18 protein-coding genes are annotated in these 16152 nt (G+C 39.5%); 13 read left to right on the forward strand and 5 right to left on the reverse strand.

From position 1 onward, the window contains the following. Positions 1-41 precede the first annotated feature (41 nt). Positions 42-371 carry a DMT family transporter gene (locus tag CAPGI0001_RS05525; RefSeq protein WP_002667509.1) on the forward strand — a complete coding sequence of 110 codons (330 nt, stop codon included), beginning with the start codon at positions 42-44 and terminating at the stop codon, positions 369-371. Between the two features lie 8 nt (positions 372-379). Here the strand turns inward: CAPGI0001_RS05525 and CAPGI0001_RS05530 are convergent, their stop codons facing one another. The 5 genes from CAPGI0001_RS05530 to CAPGI0001_RS05555 all read right to left on the reverse strand — a co-directional run bounded on the left by CAPGI0001_RS05530 (position 380) and on the right by CAPGI0001_RS05555 (position 4988). Next, a complete protein-coding gene (locus CAPGI0001_RS05530) occupies positions 380-781 on the reverse strand; it encodes a hypothetical protein (RefSeq protein ID WP_002667342.1) in 402 nt (133 codons plus the stop codon). A 420-nt stretch (positions 782-1201) separates the two neighbouring features. Further along, complete coding sequence (locus CAPGI0001_RS05540; RefSeq protein WP_002667279.1) at positions 1202-1813, reverse strand: hypothetical protein; 612 nt, start codon at positions 1811-1813, stop codon at positions 1202-1204. Positions 1814-2035: 222 nt separating this feature from the next. Next, positions 2036-2962, reverse strand: coding sequence for an HlyD family secretion protein (locus CAPGI0001_RS05545; RefSeq protein ID WP_002667520.1), 927 nt, complete (start codon positions 2960-2962; stop codon positions 2036-2038). Next, on the reverse strand, positions 2959-4218 hold the full coding sequence (locus tag CAPGI0001_RS05550) for a TolC family protein (RefSeq protein ID WP_002667291.1): 1260 nt from the start codon (positions 4216-4218) through the stop codon (positions 2959-2961). The genes CAPGI0001_RS05545 and CAPGI0001_RS05550 overlap by 4 nt, the downstream gene beginning before the upstream one ends. A 143-nt stretch (positions 4219-4361) precedes the next feature. Next, the gene (locus CAPGI0001_RS05555; protein WP_040359740.1) at positions 4362-4988 is read right to left on the reverse strand and encodes a TetR/AcrR family transcriptional regulator; all 627 of its coding nucleotides are present in this window, start codon (positions 4986-4988) and stop codon (positions 4362-4364) included. A gap of 431 nt (positions 4989-5419) precedes the next feature. Here CAPGI0001_RS05555 and CAPGI0001_RS05560 point away from each other — a divergent pair, with 431 nt between their 5' ends. The 12 genes from CAPGI0001_RS05560 to CAPGI0001_RS05620 all read left to right on the forward strand — a co-directional run bounded on the left by CAPGI0001_RS05560 (position 5420) and on the right by CAPGI0001_RS05620 (position 15856). Next, positions 5420-6031: a GAD-like domain-containing protein gene (locus tag CAPGI0001_RS05560; RefSeq protein WP_002667377.1), complete on the forward strand. Its 612-nt coding sequence runs from the start codon at positions 5420-5422 to the stop codon at positions 6029-6031. A gap of 301 nt (positions 6032-6332) precedes the next feature. Then, positions 6333-6983 carry an SMI1/KNR4 family protein gene (locus tag CAPGI0001_RS05565; protein WP_002667553.1) on the forward strand — a complete coding sequence of 217 codons (651 nt, stop codon included), beginning with the start codon at positions 6333-6335 and terminating at the stop codon, positions 6981-6983. Between the two features lie 198 nt (positions 6984-7181). Beyond that, positions 7182-7880: a HEAT repeat domain-containing protein gene (locus tag CAPGI0001_RS05575; RefSeq protein WP_040359772.1), complete on the forward strand. Its 699-nt coding sequence runs from the start codon at positions 7182-7184 to the stop codon at positions 7878-7880. A 779-nt stretch (positions 7881-8659) separates the two neighbouring features. Then, complete coding sequence (locus CAPGI0001_RS05580) at positions 8660-9253, forward strand: HmuY family protein (protein WP_002667495.1); 594 nt, start codon at positions 8660-8662, stop codon at positions 9251-9253. Between the two features lies 1 nt (position 9254). Further along, a complete protein-coding gene (locus CAPGI0001_RS05585; RefSeq protein ID WP_232781209.1) occupies positions 9255-9941 on the forward strand; it encodes a hypothetical protein in 687 nt (228 codons plus the stop codon). 199 nt (positions 9942-10140) lie between these two features. Continuing rightward, a complete protein-coding gene (locus CAPGI0001_RS05590) occupies positions 10141-11817 on the forward strand; it encodes a formate--tetrahydrofolate ligase (RefSeq protein WP_002667547.1) in 1677 nt (558 codons plus the stop codon). Between the two features lie 97 nt (positions 11818-11914). Then, positions 11915-12307, forward strand: coding sequence for a LytR/AlgR family response regulator transcription factor (locus CAPGI0001_RS05595; RefSeq protein WP_002667502.1), 393 nt, complete (start codon positions 11915-11917; stop codon positions 12305-12307). Positions 12308-12426: 119 nt separating this feature from the next. Further along, positions 12427-12972 (forward strand): hypothetical protein, encoded by a 546-nt coding sequence (locus CAPGI0001_RS05600; protein WP_002667287.1) that lies wholly within the window; start codon positions 12427-12429, stop codon positions 12970-12972. 133 nt (positions 12973-13105) lie between these two features. Then, the gene (locus CAPGI0001_RS05605; RefSeq protein WP_002667544.1) at positions 13106-13369 is read left to right on the forward strand and encodes a hypothetical protein; all 264 of its coding nucleotides are present in this window, start codon (positions 13106-13108) and stop codon (positions 13367-13369) included. Continuing rightward, entirely contained in the window at positions 13360-13650 is a 291-nt protein-coding gene (locus CAPGI0001_RS05610) for a type II toxin-antitoxin system RelE/ParE family toxin (protein WP_002667317.1), read from the forward strand. The genes CAPGI0001_RS05605 and CAPGI0001_RS05610 overlap by 10 nt, the downstream gene beginning before the upstream one ends. Before the next feature lie 42 nt (positions 13651-13692). Beyond that, positions 13693-15267 (forward strand): DUF3137 domain-containing protein, encoded by a 1575-nt coding sequence (locus tag CAPGI0001_RS05615; RefSeq protein WP_002667485.1) that lies wholly within the window; start codon positions 13693-13695, stop codon positions 15265-15267. Between the two features lie 37 nt (positions 15268-15304). Continuing rightward, complete coding sequence (locus tag CAPGI0001_RS05620; RefSeq protein ID WP_002667569.1) at positions 15305-15856, forward strand: LemA family protein; 552 nt, start codon at positions 15305-15307, stop codon at positions 15854-15856. The last annotated feature ends 296 nt before the right edge of the window (positions 15857-16152 follow it).

Raw genomic sequence — 16152 nt, forward strand, 5'->3', positions numbered from 1 at the left:
AATTGTTATATTTTTGCCACGGAATTAGATACTATACTTATATGCATTACCTATACCTTACTTTAGCGATTGTTTTAGAGGTCTTAGCCACTGCTCTTTTAGGTAAATCGGAAGGGTTTACCAAATGGTTGTTTGCGGTAGGCTCACTATTGTCTTATGGTGTTTGTTTTTATTTTTTATCCTTAGCCCTCAAGAATATTCCGTTGGGGGTAGCCTACGCTATCTGGTCGGGGGTAGGGATTGTACTGACAGCTATCATAAGTATTCTTGTTTTTAAGAACAAAATAGACTTGCCTTTTGTATTAGGTTCCCTGCTTATCATCGCTGGGGTGGTGGTGATTAACCTCTTTTCAAAGGCAAATGGACACTGATTTTCCTTTTATTTTTTCTCTTTTTTTCTTGCTCCTAACCACAATAGGAATATAAGTAGCCACATTATAATACTTTCAGGAAGTATTTTGGTAAGGTTACCTCCATCGCTTGTTAGAGTACTAAATGCAATACTTGCCCAACGTACTGCTAATAAAGCCATTACAAACTGAGCAATATACTTGCCTGCGTTGTCGTTTTTGCGCAGTGCCATTAACACTAAAGCAATACCCATTACTATGTTTTCGGTGGCTATGATATGCCAAAGATAATTGAATGTTACCCTACTTTCAGCATCGATGTTGGTGTTTGATAAGGCAGGGAAAACAGCTGCAAAGCCGTTCATCTCGTGAGTAACGGCAGAGAGTAAGCAAAGCACTCCCACTACAAGGTAAAAATAATTACGTATCATATTTTCTTTATAATTGTTACTAATTCAATTTTTGTGTTACTAATCTTAGAGAAAGAGGCGGGCGAGAAGGCTCAGGAGCACGAGTGCTAAGGTGATGAGCGATAGGGTGAAGCTGGTTGTGCGCTTGTGTAATCTCTTTCTAAGGCTGTGTTGGTACATAAAGTTAATATTTATTTCTACAATTACCAGATAGATAAAAAATAAAGGAAAAAAGAGGTAAGCTCCCATGAAAACCACTTTGGATAGGATTATCCCAAAAGTTGAGTCGCAACAATTGGTATATAGTAAGCGCATTGCTACTATAACGAGTGCGAGTATGGCTGCGGATAAAAACGCAATACTTAGGTATAAAAGACGTTTTTTCATCATTGTTTTTGAATCTATTACCTACCTTCATTTATGTCCTAATGACAAAAATACTTACTTATAATAACGTTCCAACGCTTCTTTTGCCACTTCTACAATCTTATCGTTTACATCTTTGGCAAAGGAGATTACACGACAGGGAACAAGTACCATTATGAGTTTTTCTTCGTGCCAAAACATATAACAAACATGCGACATTTTCATTATGGGGTCGAATGCTATATAATCTTTATCCTTTAGAGAGTGTACAAACTTCATTAATGACTTATTGGCTGATGAGAACGAAGATAATACATATAGGTTAATGATGTGATCGAAAAAAAGTTCCGTATTGGTATACACATAAAGATTGGTCAGACAATAATGTACTTGTGGGTTGCGAACCAATATTTTATTCTGAGATAATACCGACGAGAGTGACCACATCAAAAGTCTATGTGTAGCTTCAGCTTCTCCCTTCTCTCCTTTTTCTATGGTAAAGTGTCGCGAAGAATGGAAAAACTTCTGATGCGCTACGATATTTTGGATGGCAAGACTGTCTTTTGCTAAGTGGGTATATTTTTCGAACTTGTCAAATTCTTGTATATTCCTAATACTGTCTACAGTTTGTGCTATCCCACATAGAGAGACAAAGAAGAGAACAATAGATATATAATAACTTTTCATATTTTGCTGTTTTACTCATATAGAACAAGCGATCGAATTCAAAACAATGTTTTCAATTACTCTTTTGTCTTCTGTGCTATTACTTAATGACAAAGATACGAATTTTTTGTTTTTCTCCCTACCCTCTCCTATACAATTTCTTTTTTCCATACATATTTCATATGTGTAAAGGAATATACCTAAAGCTAATAAGGAAAGATGTTGAAAATAGTCACTCTTCACTCAAAACACCACTTCCCCATACATTCCTATCTTTAAATAACCATCGTTTTTTACCTTTACTTTGATAGCATAGACGAGATTGGCGCGTTCGGATTTGGTCTGTATAGTCTTGGGGGTGAACTCGGCCTTGCTGGCTATATAGGTGATTCCCCCCCCATAAGTGCGTTGCGCTCCCTCTCCTGCATCGGTACGGACGGTAACTTGCTGTCCTAACTTGATTTGGGGCAGTTGATCCCCCGTTATATAGGCTTTGAGAGTAAGAGTCTCCATATTGGCAATTTTATACAATGGCTTGCCGAAAGTCTGCATTTCCCCTTTGAGGGCGTAATTGACAAGCACCGTTCCCGCTATGGGGTTAATAATCTCCCCTTGGTTGATTTGCACTTGTACCGCCTCGGCATTCTTCTGCAGGGGGGCTTCTTGGCTCATGACATTACGATTTTGCGTATTGATATTAGTAAGGCTTACCCTTAGTTGGTTTTGGGTAACGGCAAGCTGTTTGTGGAGCTGCTCTACTATGGCGGTCAGGTCGTCCAATTGCTTTTGGGTAGCAGCGCCTCCCGCCACGAGTTGTCGCACACGGGTAAGCTCACGCTCCTGCTGTTCGAGTTGTGCTTTCTGTACTTCGTATTGGCTACGGATGAGCGCTACTTGGTCGGCAGGGTTTAGGGTCTTCTCTTTGAGGGAAGAAATGGTAGCCTCGACCTGCTCTTTTTGGAGCTTGAGGACTTCTACATTGATTTGCCCCACCTTTTGTCCTTCGGTGAGGGTCTTGCCTTCTTCTACCTCGTAGGCGATGAGTTGTCCTGCTTGCTGGGCGGAAACAATCACTTCATCAGCAGTAAAGTTGCCTGAAGCATCGAAGTTGTTCTTATGGTTGCAGGCGATAAGGGCTGCAAGGGCGGTGATGAGTGTTATCTTTTTCATTTTCCTATGATTAATTGTTGTTGTTCTTGGGCTTGTAGCAGCTGTATCTCATGCAATAGGAGTGTTTGCTGTGCCAGGTGCCAAGCATTGACCTTCTGCAGGTATTCGTGGGTAGTAATCACCCCATTGTCCAATTGTACTTCGGCTGCTTTGGCTACCGAGTGGCGTAGGTTAGCGCTCTCTTTGTCCTGCTCCATCAGGCGCTGGAGCTTGCTCAGCTGGGTATCCTGCTGGATAAGATCGAGCTCAGTGCTCATCAGGAATGCTTTGCGATCAGCCAAGAGTGATTCCCCTTGTAGGCGTAGGAGCTGCTTCTTATTCGAGAGGCTATAGAGCGGACTGAGATTCCACTGCAAGCGTACCCCTGCTATATAATACCAGTCGAACTCGTTCTTGATGATGTTCAGTGTAGGGCGACCATAAGCTCCCTGAAAGAAAAGTCCTATTTTAGGCAGGTACTCCGAGGTAAGTAGTCGCTCTTGGGCATCTAACACTGTCTGCCGCAGGTCAAAGCCTCTGAGCTCAGGACGGTGATTGCTACGGCTAAGTACCCTTGGCTCGGGGCGTTGCAAGGCTGTATCCTCAGGCAAGTTTTTCCCTATAAAAGTGCTAAGCATTTTCAGATACATCCCTTTTGTGGCTTCATATTCCGTACGTTGCATCGCAAGGCGTAAGAGTTCCGCTTTGAGCTCCGCTACATTGCTCGGCAGAGTGGTTCCGTGCTTGAGTGCCACCTGTGCTTTTTCCAATTGTGACTGTAAGGTTTCGGCGTTCAACTGGTTTTGAGCCAGTTGTGCCTCTATAAGCAATACCCCAAAATAGAGATTGCTCACCCGTTGCTTCAGGGCATAGAGCTGGGTCTCCACTGCCTGAGCTTGTACGGCACTTTGTGCTTTGGCAAGCTCTTTTTGTGCACGAGTAGCTCCTCCATTATAGAGGAGTTGGCTCACCTCTCCTACCACTTTATATTGGTCTTTGCTTACCTCTGGTAGTGCTATAGGTAGTGGTAACCGCCCGATAGACTGGGCAAAATCAATTGTCTCGGACTGGTAAGTAGCCTGTGCTGAGAGACTCACTTGTGGCAAGTAAGCCTTGTTGGCATTGGCCAAAGTATAGTCCTTACTCTTGGCTATCAAGTCCAACTGCTGTACTGTTGGGTAGTGCTCACGGGCTAACTCATAACAACGCTCCAAGGTAAGTCTCTCTTGAGCAAAGACTACTACAGGAAGGAATAAGAATAAAACAAATAATCGCATTTTTTTAATGATTAATGGTTAACAATAGAGTTTAATCATTTAATTTAACCAAATGGTTAATATATGGGTAAAAAAATATAAACTATTCTTTTGAGAACAAAATAGGCTCCTCTATTATGAGGGCTTTACCTCACGCCCTGCTCTTATGAGGGATTGGGGAGGAACAACATCCCTTTGATCCATTGTGGGATAAGGGTTTTTCGCTCGAGCATTAGGGCTTTATACTGTTCCTCGGGTAGGTTGGTAATTGCACTTAATATAGGCTTGGCAACAAAAGGGAATATCACCAACCCAATGACATTGAGAATAGCGTGCATTAAGTTAGGCTCGCTGATTTCGCCACGGGCTACAGCTTCAGCATATTGACGGGTGAGCGCCGAGTTAGTAAGTACTTCTCTTATAGGACTTTGCTCTACAAAGAATTGCGGGTTAGGACGCACCTCATTCAGTATAAAGGTTGGCAGGTCAGGTTCTTCCAAGAGCAAATCGATATAGTTAGCCACTACTTGCTCTATTTTCTCCTCTAAAGAGGTACTTTCATCATTGAGGATAACACCTACACCTTTAAAGAATTGTCCCATTGTTTCCATCATCACAATGCCAAATAGCTTTTCCTTGCTACGGAAATAATAGTTGAGCATCGCGTGATTGATACCTGCTTCCTCGGCAATATCACGGGTGCGAGTGCCTGCATAGCCCTTCTGGTGAAAGACCTTGCGAGCCGCCGCTTTGATGCGATCTTCAGTGGATGTGTCTTTAGTGTTACTCATTGTTGTTTGATTTCGGGGGCAAAGGTACATTAAATATTTGGATTAACCAAATGGTTAATGATTTTTTTTACTAATTAGCGAATAGTTTTCTGTATTGTCATATCCTAAAGAATAGCAAGGTAAAAGAAGAATAACGGTTAGGCCTAAACTAACTACTTATAAATCATATATCTTAGGTGTCCTCCTTTGATAATTTTAAAGTTTATTTCCAAAAGAATTTTGATAATACTTCAAGATTTTTTTGTAACTTTGTTCCAAGTTATTTGTTATATTAATTATTTGAAATTCCATAAAATATACAATTTTTCAATCCAACGAACAACTTTTATTTTTTAAAATCAGAATGCACAACAGGTAATAGTAGAGATCCCTGACAATGCAATGATGGTTGTAGATTTGTTTTAAGTTCTGAATAATAAAAAGATAAGATTATGGCACGATTAACATTTGAAGAAAGAAATAAAAATAACTATACCAAGTATAGCAATGTTTCTATTAATACAATCAATAAATATAAAGGCGTACTTCCTGAAGAACTATTAACCATCTGGCAAAATATGGGCTATGGTATTTATGAAGATGGTTTTATACAGTTTGTTGATCCTGATGAGTACGAATTTGTATTCGATTACATTGATAAGTTGTTAGAACCTTCTATCGTATTTGTTGTTACGGCTTTAGGAGATTTGTTAATATGGGAAGGTAATGATAATTGGACGATTTCATCTGATGAGGGAAATAGAATCTTGTTTATAAATATAAGAAAGTGTACAAGCGAAATCTTAGGTGATATGGATTTTCTTTTAAACTTTACTTTAGGAGATGAAACGGCTATTATAGACAAGGAATATTTTGACTCCCGACCTTATTTAAATATTAAGGGAGAGTTACCTACTTTGCAATATGGTCAGTGCTATGGCTATGTCCCAGCCTTGGCATTGGGAGGCAAAGCATCCAGCAAAAATCTGCAAGTAGTAGATGTAAAGTCGTATATAGACATAATAGGACAAGCTGTTGGTAAATTTATAGATTTATCAGATTAAAAAATATGGGTAAGGAAGAAAGAATAAATCAGATTACCAAGCTAGCGAAGATACTGGAGCGAATTCCACGCGACAAACGAATAGAGGTATTTAATCGCGGTGCAAAGAATATTTCTTTGTCTAGGTCTATAATCTGAAGATTGAGGACAATGAAAACTAGAAAGCAAATTGTCATATGAAGACTAGAACAAATATAAAAAAATAGAATAAAGGTAAATGATAATTTTAGAAAAACAATGACTAAGAAATCAGAGGAGCCAAGATAAGAAATTACAGGAACAAATTAATAACTTTTTAGAAGATGGACATTAAGAATATCTTAGAATCTAATGGATTATATGAGGCAAGGATTTTATCAGCTTGTGATTATATATCTGTCCCTAAGGACTGGCACTTTATCCTAAAGGAAGATAGTAAAAAAATACGTAAAGAGCTCATGCTGAATTATTGGAAGTCTTTTAACTTCCTTCTTCCTAAGACGATGGCGATATTTGAAGAGTATCTTGATGATATATTTGTCATATCACATTATAACCAAGTAAAGATGGTTTATCTGTTTGTTATTGATGATGATTATATTGTATACGTGGGTAACTATCCGAGTTCAGATACTAAAATTGCTATTCTTCCTGAAAAACTGCGTGAGTTCTATATGCATATCCACAATGGTTGGTTTGAAAGTATTAGCGGTGGATTAGGACTACTTCCCATAGAGAAAATACAGTTTCTAGATGAATCAGAATGGGGACTTCCTCAGGAGATATTACAGTCTGTAGAATTGTCAAAAACCTACTATGTTTTTCATAATGGTGGTGGTGGTTTCCTTTGTATTAATACAGAAAATGCTGCAAACCCTAAGTCACTTGTCTGGTGGACAAATAATCGTCCTAAGCTAGGCATAGATTTTTGGAGTTTTTTGGACTCTTGGATAGAAATAGGATTTTTATATTAGGACCTCTGCAAAACTCTTTTGCATATAATATATGGAACAAAAGTACGAAAGAAGGTAAAACTGAAACTGATGTTGCGGATAATATGAAGACACAGCCAAAAGATGCTCATAGAGCAAGACATAAAATATGTGGTGACCAATATCACCAATACGATCTAGCAAACAAGCCTAAAATTAAAAAATAGTATTGATATGATTATGAATCACGAAGAATTTTTATCTGTTTATAATAAAGCCTTAGAAACTGACAGTTTTAAAGTGCATAATGATTTTCTGAATATCTTATTAGCAGATCATTCTGAGATAGGAATGGAGCGTCATTTTGCTTATTTTAATGAGTGTGACAATAGTGATTTGAAAAGAATCTTAGGTAATGGATTTTTAAAAAGAGGAGACGAAGGGCTATCTTTCTTATTAAAAAAATTAGACAGTGAAACTGATAACCTTATTAGATCCAACATCATTCACATCATAGGACTGACACATGACAGGAAGTATTTACCCTCAATTATCCCTTTCCTTAAAAATGAAGATCAGGAAGTGAGATACAAAGCCATAGTTGTTTGTGGCTGGTTAGGCGACACAGAAACAATTAATATTCTAAAAGTACATTATCAATCTGAACAAGTCGATATCTTGAGGGGATTCACAATCTCTGCTATGCGTCAGATATTCTTCAGACACAAAGAAACAAAAGACGAAATAGTAAAATTTATCTACACAAAACTACCAAAAGAAATCGATGAAGAAGTTATTGCCATTATGATAGTAGTCCTACAGGACCTTACAAAAATCAAGTATGGACTTAAAGAAGACCCGTACTCAGGTGAAGTATCGGGTAATATTGTCAAGGCTAAGTGTAAGATATTAAAAACACCCATTGTGCTTTTCCAATGATTGAGGCTTTTAGATTATTAGATTATGTGTTTCTCTATATAATATCTTATTCTATGTTGGAGATTTTACCCCACTGAATATTAGTATTTTAAGAGCTTAAATTTATTTTATATGATTACGTTTTATCATAAATTGATCGCATAGTTGGGAGAATAAAGTCTCTATTCATTTTCGTTTTACAATGGGTTAGATATAGTAATCATTTTACTTATTTCAAAAAGAGAGTTTTTCTTTTCACTTCCCTATCCATTGCTTTTTGAAATTAACAATTAACCATTAATAATTATCAATTTTATTTTGTATATTTGTTTTTTCAATACACATAAAATGACTTTCCCTACTGACCTTGCCATTGCGCAACAAGCCCACATGCTACCTATTAGAGAGATAGCGAAAAAGTTAAATATCTCCGAAGATGATATAGACCCCTATGGAAATATTTGGATTAACCAAATGGTTAGATGTATTTTTTACATTAATTGTTAGAAATCTTTTTTAAACGGTAAAAAGGTTAATTTTCAGCCTGATATGCAGCACACAAAAGCATAGAATTTTCCCCACTTTCTAAATTTGTTGAAAAAGGAATGATAAACCTAAATTATTTAGTAAAGAAAAAATTTCAAACGGATTACGCTGAGACATAGAAACCTAACAATCAAATAGATATATTACTAAACAAATATAATATTGAATAGATAAAACAGCTATATTTAAAAATAATAAATTTATTTTAGTTCAATCTAAAAATAATTTGTACCTTTGCCGAAAAATAACAAAGTATGAATTATAAAGTATTTATTTTATCAGTGGTAGGTGGATTGAGCTTGACTGCCTGTGAGAAAGAAAAGGGAGAGGAAACAATCTTATCAGTCACGAAAGATGTAAAAATGTTAAATGCAACATCGTATCAGAAATGGGTATATTACTCATTCGAAAAAGGTGCTGTGGTAGAGGTGAGTTCTCCAGAAACAGACCTTAGCTGGGACATTGCTTTTCAACGTTGGTATATAAAGACCAATAGTGGCACATCGGGAAAGGGAAAAGGAGGAGCTATTAACACTAAAAAAACGGATTGGAATAAGGTGGTTTACGCCTCGCCCTCTGGCTACAAAGAGGATGCAATAGGAACCCTAAACGGCTGGGACATCATTAAGAATGTTGAAACCAAGAAAGAAGGTAGTTTTTCACAAGAAGCTTCGCTATATGTAACTTATATAAGTGGAGGAAAGTATAAAAACCGGAATGAAGTTTACCTCCTAAAAACAGCTGAAGGTAAGTTTGTAAAAATTCAGTTCTATGATTATGTAAATGAAAGATTAAAAGGAGGTTATCCAAGTTTTAGATATAAGATAAGTAATGATGAGAATTTTTAATATGAAATATTTGTGGACTGCACTGTTTTGGTTATTAACAGTGCCATCTAATGCACACGCTATTTGGATTGAGACCAATACAGAGGCAAAGGTAGGTGATTGGCATGAAGTACGGGTATTTTTTGGTGAACCTAATGAAACGAACAAACCTACACCTACTGAAAGGTGGTATTCGGATTTGAATACGCTTTCGCTTTTACTAATATCTCCTTCAGGAAAGGTGGTCACTCTAGAGAAGAAGCAGGCCGAATTATATTATTATGCGAATTTCAAGGTAGAAGAAGAGGGTGTCTATACACTCAGCATCAACCATCTAGTCGCTAAGGTGTACAAACGAATGCGATTGAGATACCAATCCGTTGCTTATGTGAGTACGCATCCGCTTAAAGAGACAATTATTATGGGGGATAAGTCTTTCTTCCGGTTGGGAATAGTTCCTGCTGAAAAGGAAGGGCAGAAGTACAAGGCTTTCTATAAAAAACGTGGCCTAAAGGAAGAGAATGTTACCTTTGACTTTTCAGTAGATAAAAGTGTTACCGTTCGTACTGATAAAAAAGGTGCTTTCTATTTCAATCCTGATACGTCTGATAGATATGTACTGAATTTGGCTAAGAAAAAGAAACACCGAGGAAAGCATAATGACAGAAAGTATCTTTTTGATTATATCTGGCTGACTTTTAGACATTAGCCCCAAACTAACCTACTCTTTCGGAGATAAATCCTTTTAACGAATAACTATAAAAAATAGCAAAATTAGTCATCAGTTTTCTCTCATTAGTCTCTAATAACCGAAAATCAAAAACTGATGACTAAGCACCGAAATTTGTTATTAGTCTTTTGTCATTTGTTATTAAATTTTGTATTTTTGTCCTTTCAATCCAAACAAAATGAGTTTCCCAACCGACCTTGCCATAGCGCAACAAGCCAAAATGCTACCTATCAGAGAGATAGCTAAAAAATTAAACATCACAGAAGATGACCTTGACCCTTATGGAAAATACAAGGCCAAGCTGCCTTTGTCCTTGATAGACCCTAAGAAGATTGCCCAAAACAAGCTCATCTTGGTTACTGCCATTACCCCTACTCCCGCCGGAGAAGGCAAGACTACTGTGAGCATCGGTCTTACCGAGGGGCTCAACAAAATCGGCAAAAAGGCCATCGCTGTACTTCGGGAACCTTCCTTAGGCCCTGTATTCGGTATCAAGGGGGGTGCCGCTGGGGGTGGTTACTCCCAAGTAGTGCCTATGGAGGATATTAACCTACACTTCACGGGCGATTTTGCCGCTATCGAGCGCGCCAATAACCTCTTGGCGGCTGTCATAGACAATAATATACAGAGCAAAACACACTCCTTAGGTATAGATCCACGTACAGTAGTCTGGAAGCGTGTGATGGATATGAACGACCGTGCCCTACGCCACATTATCGTAGGCTTAGGAGGCACTACTCATGGGATTCCTCGCGAAGATGGGTTCAATATTACCCCTGCTTCCGAAATCATGGCTATTCTCTGCTTAGCGGAGAACTTTTCCGACCTCAAGCGCCGCTTAGGCAATATCTACGTAGGGAAAAAATATGATGGCACTCCTGTTTTTGCACGTGATCTTAAGGTCGTAGGTGCTATGGCATTGCTGCTCAAGGAAGCTATCAAACCCAATCTGGTACAAACCCTTGAGAACAACCCTGCCATCCTCCATGGAGGACCTTTTGCCAGTATCGCCCAAGGTACCAATACGGTAGTAGCTACCAAAATGGGGCTTTCCTTAGGCGAATATGTAGTTACCGAAGCAGGTTTCGGGGCTGACCTCGGCGCCGAGAAGTTTCTCAATATCAAGTGTGTATCAGCTGGACTCGCCCCCAATGCGGTAGTTATTGTCGCTACCATACGCGCTCTACGCCACCATGGAGGAGCTACTAAGGAAGAGTACAACACTCCTTCCTTAGAACGAGTGAAGAAAGGTATTGCCAACTTAGAAAAACATATAGAAAACGTACAGTGCTTTGGTCTGAAGGCGGTAGTGGCCATCAACCACTTCCCGCATGACAGCCAGGAGGAAATTGCCTATATCCAAGCCTTCTGCAAGGAGCGAGGGGTAGAGGCCATTGTCAGCCGTGGCTTTAGCGAAGGAGGCGCAGGCACCCAAGAGCTTGCCCGTGCGGTGGTAGCCATAGCCGAGAGCGGGGAAAGCCATTTCACTCCTCTATACGACCATGCCGCTTCGGTAGAGGAAAAAATAAAAACGGTAGCCACTCGCATCTATGGAGCTAAAGGGGTAAACTATAGCACAACAGCCCTAAGCCAACTCAAGCAGATCAACAAATTAGGGTTCGATAAGCTCCCTATCTGTATGGTCAAGACCCCTAAGTCGCTCAGCGATGACGAAAAGAAACTGGCACGCCCGACCGACTTCGAGGTAACTGTCCGTGAGTTCGAGTTTGCCTCAGGCGCTGGCTTTATCATCCCTATCTTAGGAGACACTGTTCGTATGCCTGGCCTTCCAAGTGTCCCTGCAGCCGAGGGTATGGATATTGATGATGATGGAATCATTACAGGACTTAGCTAATGACAAGTAATTACTCCCTAATGACTAAGCCCTCTTTAGAAGAAATAACTAAAAAGATAGACCAATTCCTCAGTACACTGCCCTCGGATTCTCTGGGGTGTGTAAGGAGCAGTGGGCAGCATTCGTATGGGCGTATGCCCAGAACTATCACGCCCAGCAACAGGGATTTGAGCGGCTCTCTATAAGGACTGCCGAGGGGATAGAACTGATTCCCTTAGCCAGTATTCTCTATTTACAGAGCGATAAGGGCTATACAACATTCTGCCTCGAAAGTGGGGAGACAATCCTAATCAGCAAGGTACTCAAAGTATACGAAGCGCTTTTGCCCGCCTCACAGTTTATACGCTGCCACCAATCCTATTTGGTCAATGCTCGTTACGTGCGAAAGTATTACAAAGAAGGCATTTTAGAACTGACCACAGGCGAACATATTCCTGTGGCCGAACGCCGCAGGGAGCTGGTACAGCAGTGGTTAATGAAAAGCGAGTGACTCGCTTTTTTCTTATTTATAAGCGGATATCTACCCATCTCACGCAAATATTGATTCTTTTGCTTATAAATGCTAAAATTATTATATCTTTGCTCTGTATAACATAAAACCTTTAAATAATGAATACTGAGATTCCACAAAACATGGCAGCCTACTTTCAGGCTCACCCAGAACAATTTGTCCTCAAAGCAGATGTAGCAAAAAAATCCACCTATGGGCTACTCTTTGCGGTTTGCTTGGTACTGATGATAAAGCCTGACCTTATCCCTGTGGGCGAGCTATGGATATGGCGTGTCATCGCTTGGATTGGTATGGGCTTTGCAGGGATTAGTTTATTCCTTGCTTCTGATTATTACAACAAGCAAACCCAAACCAAGATCAAACAAAAAGGACATAAGAAATTTGATTCTGGACACACCACCGTGGAAGAGCTTTCCCGCCTTTTAGAACAAGGCAACTACCAAGAGCTAGCGAACCTACCTTCCAAGAACAACCAACCTCTACAGATGTATGTCTATGAAGATACACAGAATAAAACCTTCTATCTCCTCTTGATGAAGTATTTCTCTCCATCAGATTTCAGAGGGGTTACTCCTGTGAAAGTGGTCTCTGGGGCGGACTATGACCGCTATAAAATGGTTATTAGAGCCATTGATGGATACTAAAATAGTGACTAATGACCAATGACAAATGACAGATTCTATAAAAGTATTTTATTTGTTATTTGTCATTTGTTTTTATTTTTGTACATTTGCGACATATTTAGATAGAAATGTACAGAACTTAAATTAAGGCACTATGACTACCACTACTTTATCACCCTCAGAACCACATTTCCTTACAGACAAACAAGGAAACACTATATATGCTGTATTGCCCATAGACCAATACCATCAAATGTTGGATATAGTAAGATCATATGAAATGGGAGATGATCTACTTACAGAAGAAGACATTAAAGAGATTACTATATCTAGAGAACAACTAAAAATGGGATTAGGAATAAAAAATGAAGATGTTTTCAAAGAAATAGAAGAAAAAAGAAAGAAAGGATGGAAATAATTTGGTCTCCCAAAGCAAAAGATAATCTTTTAGAAACACTTGAATATTGGGAAGTCCATAATGGAAGTCCGTTATATTCAGATAAAATCATTGAGGAGATAAAATCCCTATTACAAGAACTCTCAAATAACCCTTATTTCATGGGAAGATATATTGAAAAACTAAACTTGTATGTAAGACCTATTTTAAAAGGAAGATTCCTAATATATTTTCAGCTAAAAGAAGACAATTCAATAGAAATACAACATTTCAGAAGTTCTAAACAAGAATCTCTGGAATAACTCAAAACTCAAAAACTCAAAACTCAAAACTCAAAACTTATTATGACCCTATCCGAAGCTAAAGCATCTGTCCTCTATGAGGCAGGAAGAGAAAAGCGTATTACCTTGAGGAACCTTATCATCGTCGGGGTACTCGTACTTATAGGAATTTTCTTAGGCGTGAAATACCTCCTACCTATCCTCTCCCAACAGGTTACCAATGTACCTACTTATGTAAAATTCATACTGCCCTTAGCCTTGCTTCTGACCATAGGCTACCCTGTTGTGCGAGTATGGAAAATCTTCAAGCGCAGGGAACAAGTGGAAGAGGCCTTCTCCTTAATCGCCCAAGGAGAAGAATGCCGTATCACAAGTGAGACAGATGACTACCTCACCGTGATTCCTTTTGGCAAGCGCTCTCGTATCAATATGGATCCTATCTCCTACCTTGGGGTGACGATCAAGAACAAGAACTACTTGCTCCCTGTTCATTACCGTGCCGGTTCGGCTGAGATCAAGCGCGTACTTACAGGAGCCGATGACGGAGCTTACAAGGAAGTAATGTACGAACTCTATAACAAGCCACAGGCCAACTCCCTATTTGACAAGGCTGCTGAGAAAAGTGAGGTTGATAAGGATCCTATCACCCTAAAACCTGTTTCAGAGTTCCGCTCCTTCGCCCAGAAGGAATTAGCCCCTACCCTCGCCTCTATGGAGAAGGCTCGTAGTACCAACCAAAGTATGTTCAAGGGGCAGACGATCATCGCTATAGCTTTTGTAGTGGTGATGATGATCTTAGTCTTTACAGGAGTGATCAATTTCTCCTCTCAGACAAGTGTACTGTATTTCATCATTGGCTTCGCTGTTTTTGGCTTTTTATACAGTTTCCTTTCTATGCAACATGCCAAAAAGAAATTGGCAGGCACAGAGGATTACACCCAGCTCAAGACAAAGATTTTTAGCCGTATAGTGCACTACATCAGTCCTGATTTTCAATATATAGAAAAGGGACATATAGGCATAGGGGATCTCTTGGCTTCTTTCCTTTTCCGTCAAGAACGCTATGACCTTACTGGCGGCGACCAGATCATAGGGCGCTACAAAGGCATCCCTTTCCAGTCCTGTAACCTTACTCTCACTTATCGCCCTACCATCCGCCAAGAAAAACAACCCGATGATGTGGCTTTCTATGGGAATTACTTTGTGGCTCGCTCACCCAAGACCTTTGAGCACCCTATTGTAATCCACCCTGTCAAGAGTTTCTTTGGCACGCTCAATGATAATGATATAGCCGCTTACCTCAACACAGGGGGCGAGCGCATTCGCTTGGAAGACCCCGAATTTCAGAAGATGTTCGAGGTATACTGCGACGACCAAGTCACTGCCCGCTATGTACTTACTCCTGCTTTCATGGAGCGCCTCAAAAAGCTCAATGAGCGCTACAAAGGACAAGTATATATCGCTATCAATACCGACAATATCGTCATCGCTACCAATCGTGGAAATGTACTGAGCTCGGTAGATAGCCCCATCGGTGCGCTCTTCCAAAAGATAGATCTCAACTTGGTGACCGAGGTATACGAAGAACTTGTCGAACAATTACAAATGATAGATACACTGAAACTCAGCAATCAGTAGAGGTCTGTTCCTGACAACTTAAAACTCAAAACTCTTTATGGTAACTTACATTCTATGTGGTATAGGAGTACTCGTAGTCCTATATGTAGTGATGGCCTTCAACAGGCTTTCTACGCGTCGTAACCAGATACAGAACGCCATCTCCTCCTTGGATTCTCTTTTTATCCAGCGAGCAGAGCTTATTCCGAATCTTATCGAAACTACCAAACAGTATATGCAGTATGAGCAAGAAACGCTTACTCAGATTACAGAATTGCGCTCCCCTACTGTTACTGAGAAACAAAATCCCTATCTGCAACCCGAACAGGGCAAAAAGGTACTGATGAATTTCATGGCACGTGCTGAAGAATATCCCGAACTCAAGGCTAATACCCAGTTCATACAGTTGCAACGTGCTTTTTCAGACTGTGAAGAACAGATCTCGGCGGGTAGGCGCTATCTGAGTGCCTCCATCACCGACTATAATGATGCTATTGTTACCTTCCCCTCCAATATCATCTCTGGACTTTTTGGATTTACCAAATACCAATGGCAGTATGCTACCGAGAAACAGCGACAAGCCATCGATGCGAAGGAGCTCTTTAAATAAAAATGAATGAGGCTGTCCGAAAAGGATAGCCTCTTTTTTATACTGCAAATTTTATAGAGTATAAATATTCAAGTTTTTCTAATATTTTATTCAATTTTGGAAGATATAATCCATAAAAACAATATTTGAACAAAAAAGAGATGAGGGAATAGCATTTTAGGTATCTTCATAGTATAGTTCGCCTGTCTCAAACTCCATTTTCTGAAGTTTTTGAGCCAACTTCTCTTTGTACTTGAGAATCTATCTCTTTTGGAGGTTATTCTTGATTAATTTTTTGATTATCAGATTGTATACTT

The sequence above is a fragment of the Capnocytophaga gingivalis ATCC 33624 genome (assembly GCF_000174755.1).
GTDB classification, from domain to species: Bacteria; Bacteroidota; Bacteroidia; order Flavobacteriales; family Flavobacteriaceae; genus Capnocytophaga; species Capnocytophaga gingivalis.

What these genes read in the sequence shown, in the direction of transcription:
- CAPGI0001_RS05525 (WP_002667509.1), top strand. Translation starts at nt 42, where the DNA reads ATGCATTACCTATACCTTACTTTAGCGATTGTTTTAGAGGTCTTAGCC.
- CAPGI0001_RS05530 (WP_002667342.1), bottom strand. Translation starts at nt 781, where the DNA reads ATGATACGTAATTATTTTTACCTTGTAGTGGGAGTGCTTTGCTTACTC.
- CAPGI0001_RS05540 (WP_002667279.1), bottom strand. Translation starts at nt 1,813, where the DNA reads ATGAAAAGTTATTATATATCTATTGTTCTCTTCTTTGTCTCTCTATGT.
- CAPGI0001_RS05545 (WP_002667520.1), bottom strand. Translation starts at nt 2,962, where the DNA reads ATGAAAAAGATAACACTCATCACCGCCCTTGCAGCCCTTATCGCCTGC.
- CAPGI0001_RS05550 (WP_002667291.1), bottom strand. Translation starts at nt 4,218, where the DNA reads ATGCGATTATTTGTTTTATTCTTATTCCTTCCTGTAGTAGTCTTTGCT.
- CAPGI0001_RS05555 (WP_040359740.1), bottom strand. Translation starts at nt 4,988, where the DNA reads ATGAGTAACACTAAAGACACATCCACTGAAGATCGCATCAAAGCGGCG.
- CAPGI0001_RS05560 (WP_002667377.1), top strand. Translation starts at nt 5,420, where the DNA reads ATGGCACGATTAACATTTGAAGAAAGAAATAAAAATAACTATACCAAG.
- CAPGI0001_RS05565 (WP_002667553.1), top strand. Translation starts at nt 6,333, where the DNA reads ATGGACATTAAGAATATCTTAGAATCTAATGGATTATATGAGGCAAGG.
- CAPGI0001_RS05575 (WP_040359772.1), top strand. Translation starts at nt 7,182, where the DNA reads ATGAATCACGAAGAATTTTTATCTGTTTATAATAAAGCCTTAGAAACT.
- CAPGI0001_RS05580 (WP_002667495.1), top strand. Translation starts at nt 8,660, where the DNA reads ATGAATTATAAAGTATTTATTTTATCAGTGGTAGGTGGATTGAGCTTG.
- CAPGI0001_RS05585 (WP_232781209.1), top strand. Translation starts at nt 9,255, where the DNA reads ATGAAATATTTGTGGACTGCACTGTTTTGGTTATTAACAGTGCCATCT.
- CAPGI0001_RS05590 (WP_002667547.1), top strand. Translation starts at nt 10,141, where the DNA reads ATGAGTTTCCCAACCGACCTTGCCATAGCGCAACAAGCCAAAATGCTA.
- CAPGI0001_RS05600 (WP_002667287.1), top strand. Translation starts at nt 12,427, where the DNA reads ATGAATACTGAGATTCCACAAAACATGGCAGCCTACTTTCAGGCTCAC.
- CAPGI0001_RS05605 (WP_002667544.1), top strand. Translation starts at nt 13,106, where the DNA reads ATGACTACCACTACTTTATCACCCTCAGAACCACATTTCCTTACAGAC.
- CAPGI0001_RS05610 (WP_002667317.1), top strand. Translation starts at nt 13,360, where the DNA reads ATGGAAATAATTTGGTCTCCCAAAGCAAAAGATAATCTTTTAGAAACA.
- CAPGI0001_RS05615 (WP_002667485.1), top strand. Translation starts at nt 13,693, where the DNA reads ATGACCCTATCCGAAGCTAAAGCATCTGTCCTCTATGAGGCAGGAAGA.
- CAPGI0001_RS05620 (WP_002667569.1), top strand. Translation starts at nt 15,305, where the DNA reads ATGGTAACTTACATTCTATGTGGTATAGGAGTACTCGTAGTCCTATAT.